Here is a 6,226-nt window from a genome sequence, read left to right as displayed (position 1 = left end):
ATCGACGATCAGCGGAGTCGAAGCATCTGTCTCGTGGTTTGGTGCCTGAGCCCCGGAGAGTTCCCACACCCGGGCACGCGCCGCCGCCCGAGCAGTGTTGAGAGCAGCCAGTACTCGATCGGCGTCGGCGGCGAGGGTGCGGATGAGGCGGGTGATCGTCGGGTTCGATGCCACTGGGCCGTAGAGGTCGGGTTCGTCGCGGAGGACGGAGCTATCGGAGAGGGCGTCGCCGCCGAGTGCGAGGGTGATGGCGATGTCGGTGAGGATCTTGGCGGGGTCGTGGATGGCGAAGGGTTTCTTCCACGCTGCCAGAGCCTGCTTCAGGTAGTGGCCAAGCCCGCTGGTGTGCACGGTTTCAGTCAGCAGCATACCGCCGGCTTGCCCGACAGCATTGCTGAGCGCGGTATCGACGTGCAAGCGAGGATAGCTGCGGGTAGGCTTCACTGTGAGAGTGCTCCTTTTCCAACGGGTTCTGGTTGTCTTCGCAAACACCATTATCCCTGGTCAGGAGCACTTTTCTTCTGTCAGTCCACCATCCGGTCGATCCTAATCATGAAAACTCGAGGCTAGTTCTTCGAGAGCTTCGACCCCTCGCTTTTCGAGCCTGCGAAGTTGTCCAATCCGGTCTCCGATCCTCTTCAGCCTTTGCTCGATGTCACGGTCGCTTCGTGTCGTGTCAACCCTGTATCGAAGTCCTGTGAGGTCAAGGACGATGGATTCGCAATACTGCTTTCGTCGGTCTGGACCGAAATAGCGGATCGTACCGGTCAATCGGTCGGGCGCCACCACTTCGCCCTTCCTTCGATGCTCATCGAGCATGTTCCTATACAAGGAACGTCGAGAGTCCCCTGGACCGAACGTCAATCCCGGTCCTTGATACATCCGTCGGATGTACGAACCGTAGTTGTTCCTATTCGGCTCAGCGCTACTCAGGGAACTGTCGAATTCGATGGTCACGTTATATGCCGCGCTCTGGCCGAAATTTTCCACGACAAAGTACATTCGACTCGAAGCCATTGCTTCAACAAACTTGACAGTGACATACGGCCGTGAACGATCGCGACTGTCCCTTGCGCTCCGAACCATCGTGATCACAGCAATTACTGTTGTCACCAAAATACTTATGACTCCGACAAGCCCCGGGTCGATCATGCCGCCTGCACCTTAGCCAGCTCCTCCATCTGATCGATGACCAGCTGGATCGCCTCTTTGCGCCGATCCGGCGGGTACTTGTGCCGGATGAGCAGCAGTTTCACAGATGTCCGCAGCTTGGCGCGAACGTCGTCGCGCACAGTCCAGTCGGTCTTGACATCACGCTGCATGATTCCCACGAGTTCCCGGGCGATCTGCGCCAATGTGTCCGCGCCCTGGCTCTGCACTGCGGATTCGTTCTCCGCCACCGCATCATAGAAGGCCAGCTCCTTCCAGTCCAGAGGCGGATCGAACTGCTGACCACGGTTGCCTTCGTCGGCCACCTCGCGCGCGAGCTCCACGAGCTCTGCGATCACCTCGGCCGAGGTCAGCTGCTGATTCGTGTACCTGTTCATCAGCTCTCGGATCCGCTCGGCAAATGCCTTCTGCCGCACGAGGTTGCTCTTCGTCAGCTGCGTCGCCCGGTCGGTGAGTACATCCCTGAGTGCTTCGATGGCCAGGTGGGGAGTCGGAGACTTCTGGGCTTGGTGGGTGAGATCCGGGGTCAGGTCCTGCAGCGACGGTTTCGCGAGCCCCGCGGCCTCGTAGATGTCAACGATCTCCCCAGCATGGGTCGACTCCTCCAGCAGGCCCGCGAGCATCAGCTCGACGTCCTCGGATACCGGGCGTCCCGAGGCCTGCCGCTCCTGAGCGTCGAACTTCGCCATCCACACGCGCACCTCTTCGTAGAACTGCGCATCCGCACGCCTGTCTTTGAGTTCGTCGGAACCTCGGGCCAGTGCCCATGCTCGTGCCAGACTTCCGGACAGGCGCCGATAGTTCTCGGCCAGCCCCGAGTCCTCAGCTGCATCCGTGTCCGAAGAGTTCTCGGTGCCGTCGTCGCCGAGCCCTCGAGGCTGTTGTGCCAGGGTCACATTCGCATGCGCGGGATCGCGCAGATAGTTCGTCAACCCTAGAGCAGCCTTGATGTGACTGCCGGGCTGTCCGTCGAGTTTCGCCCGCCAGTCGTATCCGGCGCACAAAGTGTCCAAAGCATCGAGGAACTCGTGAACGACTCGCACCGCATCGTCGAATTTGCGCCCCATCGGCTCGGTTTCCTGATCACGCGCCGTGTATTCGGCCAGCGCGTTGCGCAGGTTGTTCGCGATCGGAGCATAGGCAACCATGAGTCCGTCGGTTTTGCCCCGATAGGTGCGATTCACTCGCGCCAGGGTCTGCATGAGCAGCGCGTTCTTCAGAGGCCGGTCCAGGTACAGCGTGTGCAGCTGCGGGGCGTCGAAGCCGGTGAGCATCATGTCCTTGACGATGACGAGTTCGAGTTCGTCGTCGACGTCTTTGATGCGCTTCTGAATCGTCTTGTTCTGCCCCTGCCTCCGGCGATGCTTCGCGATGAGTCCGGAATCCGAAGAATTCGATGAGTAGACGACCTTGATCTTGCCGGCGTCGACGTCGTCGCTGTGCCAATCCGGGCGCAGTTCGATGATCTCCTCGTAGAGTCGGGCGCAGATCTCACGCGTGGCGCAGACGATCATCGCCTTGCCGGGTGCGGCGATGAAGGGCCGCATCGATTCCGAGCGCTCTTCCCAGTGCTCGACGATATCGGCGGCCAGCAGCTGCAGGCGTTCGTGGTTGCCGTAGACGGAGTTGATCACGGCGACCGACTGCTCCACGCGGGTGCGTTCGACATCGTCGAGGCCCGCAGTCGCCTCGTCCGCCGAGGTGTTGAGGTCGTCTTCGGAGACTTCTTGACCCAGACCCATCTCGATCAGCCTCGGCTCATAGACGACCGGGACCGTGGCGCCATCGCTGACGGCCCGGGACAGGTCATAGGTGTCGATGACGTCGCCGAACACCTCTTGGGTGTTGCGGTCGGCGAAGGAGATCGGGGTGCCGGTGAATGCAATGAATGAGGCTCTGGGCAGGGCGTCGCGAATGTGTCGGGCGAAGCCGTCGAGTTCGTCATAGTGGGATCGGTGTGCTTCATCGACGATGACGATGATATTGCGGCGATTGCTCAGCTCCGGATGATCGAGCCCGTCGGCGCGTTCGCTGTCGGTGCGACCGAACTTCTGCAGCGTGCTGAAGTAGATTCCGCCCGTGACCTTATGGGTCAGCGCCTCCCGCAGTTCCTGCCGGGAGGAGATCTTGACCGGATTTTCGGCTAGAAGTTGGGAGCGGTCGAAGGTTTCGAACAGCTGGGAGTCGAGTTCGGTTCGGTCCGTGACGACGACGATCGTCGGGTTCTTCAGTTCGGGTCGAATCGCGACGAGGTGGGCATAGAGCTCCATCTCCATGGATTTGCCCGATCCCTGCGTATGCCACACGACCCCCGCACGACCGTCGCTGCGCACCGCCTCGACGGTCGTGCCCACGGCCTTGGTGACCGCGAAGTACTGGTGCGGTTTGGCCACCCGTTTGGCCAGACCGTCCGCGCCTTCGTCGAAGGCCACGAAGTTGCGGATGATCTGTCCGAATCGCTCCTGATTGAACACCCCGTCGATGAGCACTTCGCTGCCGAGGCTCGCTCCCGTATCCGTGTGGTCGCGGCCGAGTGCAACCACCGCGCCGTCGTCGTCGACATTCCATGGTGAGTAGTGGTTGAAGGGGGTGAATGGGGTCCCATATTTCGCGTTCACTCCGTCGCTGACGACGGTGAGGGCGCAGCAGGAGAAAGCGTCGGGGAATTCCCGCAGGTACGTCTGCAGTTGCGCGTAGGCCTCTCGTTCGCCTGTGTTCGCGTCGCCGGCCCGTTTGATCTCCATGATCACCAGCGGGAACCCGTTGACGTAGAGAACGATGTCGAAGCGTCGTTCGATCTCACGGTTGCGGATCGTCACCTGGTTGATCGCCAGGTAGGAGTTGTCCTCGGGACGGTGGCTGAAGAGGCGGATCGTCGGGTTCTGTTCGGTTCCGTCAGCATCGATGTAGGAGATGCCCCGATAGCCATGGGTCAGGTATCCGTGGAACCTGAAGTTCTCCGCAATTGGATCCGCCGAGGCGGCCGCGAGGATCTCTCCCAGCGCTTCGTCGAGGTACCGCGGAGGAACGCCCGGGTTGAGCGTGCGCAGGGCCTGAGCTGCCCGAGTCTTGAGGACGAGGCCGTCCCATTCCGTCCGCCCATCGGTCTGCCCGGGTGTGACCTCCGGGCCCGGTACGTGCTCCCACCCGTTCTCGACGAAGCGGTCGATGTGAAAGGTCTCCCATTCGGATTCGGGGATCATGCTTCCTCGTTTCTGACGATGAGGCGATAACTCTGTTTGGAACTCGACTGCGTGCCGACCCGTTCGACGATCCCTCGTTCCATCAGGGTTCTCAGCCGACGCCACACAGTGGTATGACTCAAGCCCAATTGCGATGCGATCTCACTTGTCAGCGCATGGCCTGCACCAAGAGCCTGCACCACGGCATCGAGTTGCCCATCGATCCCGGGCTGACGAGACTGCGTTTGTGAAGGTATCGCAGCAGCCATGGTCGGTTCGCCGGGCACAAGGTGGTAGCTGGCGTATCGTCTGCCGCCCTTGATTTCGGCTATTCGTCGATCAATAAGGTCTTTGAGGACGGCTCGGGCTTCGTCACCGGGCACGCTCCAGCCTTTGAGCATGGCGACGTTAGTTCGTCCGGCATTGATCATCATCGCGATCGCCAGATGATGAGTGTCCGACAGCCCGGCAAGACCCAGTCGGTTGATCCGGTCCATCGTCTGTGTCGACAACAGTGCCGTCCTCTGCATCGTCACTGTGAGGTGGCCTGGTGAAACGTCGAACTCGGGCGGAGACATTCCGACCGCTCTGAGTGCCGCTGTCACTCTGACCAGACCGGTTCCGCGGTTTTCAACGATGGTCTCCTTCTCCCCGATCACGGGCATATCGGACAGGAGCTTCGCCAAAGTGGCATTACGGGAAGTCGAGCCGCCTTCGTCAGTGCCCAGCGATTCTGCCGCCACTTCCCCGTACAGTCCTCCGGGGCTCCGGACTTCCAGTCGATCCGGGAACAGTTCAATCTGAATCTGGGTCCCCCGGGATTCCGGACTGTAGTCGCGATGGAGCAGGGCATTGGCGAAGACCTCACGCAGAGCTTCGATCGGGTAGTCATAGCGGTCTTCACGTCCGATTCCGTGAATGATCGCGGCTCGGCTCATGTGTTTGCGCATTGCGTCTATAGCCGCGTCAAGCTGATCGGGAATCGGGCCGTCCAGGCTGAGGTTGTCGTAGAAGCGTTCCCCGGACGGCCCCAGGCTCGCTCGATCACGTCCAGGAAAGACTACGAACGAGATGAACAGCTGAGGGAAGAACTGCTGAGGGTATTTTCCGACAGTCAGCAGTCCTGCCAAGGTGGGGCGAGTCTCTCCGCCGGCGGTCGTGAGAACCCCCAGTCCTGTCAGTACTTCGTCCTCATTCTGACCTTTGAACGCACGCGGAGTGCGCTCTGTAGCCCTCTTGACGAGTTCGGTGCAGAGCTCGTCATCAAGGTGCTCTCTGCTTGCCTCCGCGACCGGTTCGCGGTCGTGAGTCTGCTGAATTGTATTCGTCAGCAGCTGGGTGACCTCATAACCGGTCAGCTTCCGATCACCGTCCCCGCTGCGGATGAAAGAGCCCTGGTGCGCGCCACGGTCTGTGAGGTGACAGGGTTTGTCCTTGGGCAGTGCTTCGGAAACAACAATGCGGACAACGGCGGAGCCCTCGAATTCGAGGACTTCGACTTCATCGCGAATCGGAGGTGTCAGCTTGTCAGCGCACGCACCGGCGAGAGCATCACGTATCGCTGCGGCGTCGAAGCCGTCAGCTGCGGTGAAGTCGGCCGACTCGTCGATGCCGAGCAGGACAGTTCCGCCCTGGCCGTTGGCAAAAGCGCTCAAGGTCTCCGGAACCGTCTTCGGAAGCTTTCCGACCGAGGCCTTGACCTCGACATCGGCCGGCTCGACCCCGAGCGTCCGGAGGCGATGCACGGCTGCAGTCAGTTCAGCGTCTTGCACCTTTTCACCGACCTTCCCTCCTTTTCGGAAACCTTACCACCTTTTCAATTCAGTGAAAGAGTTGTCGAAGTAGCTGTCCAAGTGGGCGCTCCCGGCTCCGAA

3 protein-coding genes and 1 pseudogene are annotated in these 6,226 nt (G+C 60.7%); all 4 read right to left on the bottom strand.

Features of this window, described 5'->3' with window-relative positions; translation table 11 throughout:
* Window positions 1-444: transposase (locus ACPUD7_RS11490; protein ID WP_425119968.1), on the bottom strand; the 444-nt coding region annotated here is incomplete at its 3' end.
* Between the two features lie 704 nt (window positions 445-1,148).
* Complete coding sequence (locus tag ACPUD7_RS11485) at window positions 1,149-4,373, bottom strand: type I restriction endonuclease subunit R (protein ID WP_425119967.1); 3,225 nt, start codon at window positions 4,371-4,373, stop codon at window positions 1,149-1,151.
* Window positions 4,370-5,482 carry an ATP-binding protein gene (locus ACPUD7_RS11480; RefSeq protein ID WP_425119969.1) on the bottom strand — a complete coding sequence of 371 codons (1,113 nt, stop codon included), beginning with the start codon at window positions 5,480-5,482 and terminating at the stop codon, window positions 4,370-4,372. Before ACPUD7_RS11480 ends, ACPUD7_RS11485 begins: the two co-directional genes overlap by 4 nt.
* A gap of 285 nt (window positions 5,483-5,767) precedes the next feature.
* Window positions 5,768-6,097, bottom strand: a pseudogene (locus ACPUD7_RS11475) (helix-turn-helix domain-containing protein); the annotation flags it as partial.
* Window positions 6,098-6,226: the final 129 nt, after the last annotated feature.

It is taken from the genome of Brevibacterium sp. FAM 24630 (assembly GCF_049804075.1).
Lineage (GTDB): Bacteria > Actinomycetota > Actinomycetes > Actinomycetales > Brevibacteriaceae > Brevibacterium.
This window is presented reverse-complemented; position numbering and strand designations above follow the sequence as displayed.

Bases quoted from the DNA above. Each gene is read 5' to 3' on its own strand.
- ACPUD7_RS11485 (WP_425119967.1), bottom strand. From the start codon at position 4,373: ATGATCCCCGAATCCGAATGGGAGACCTTTCACATCGACCGCTTCGTC.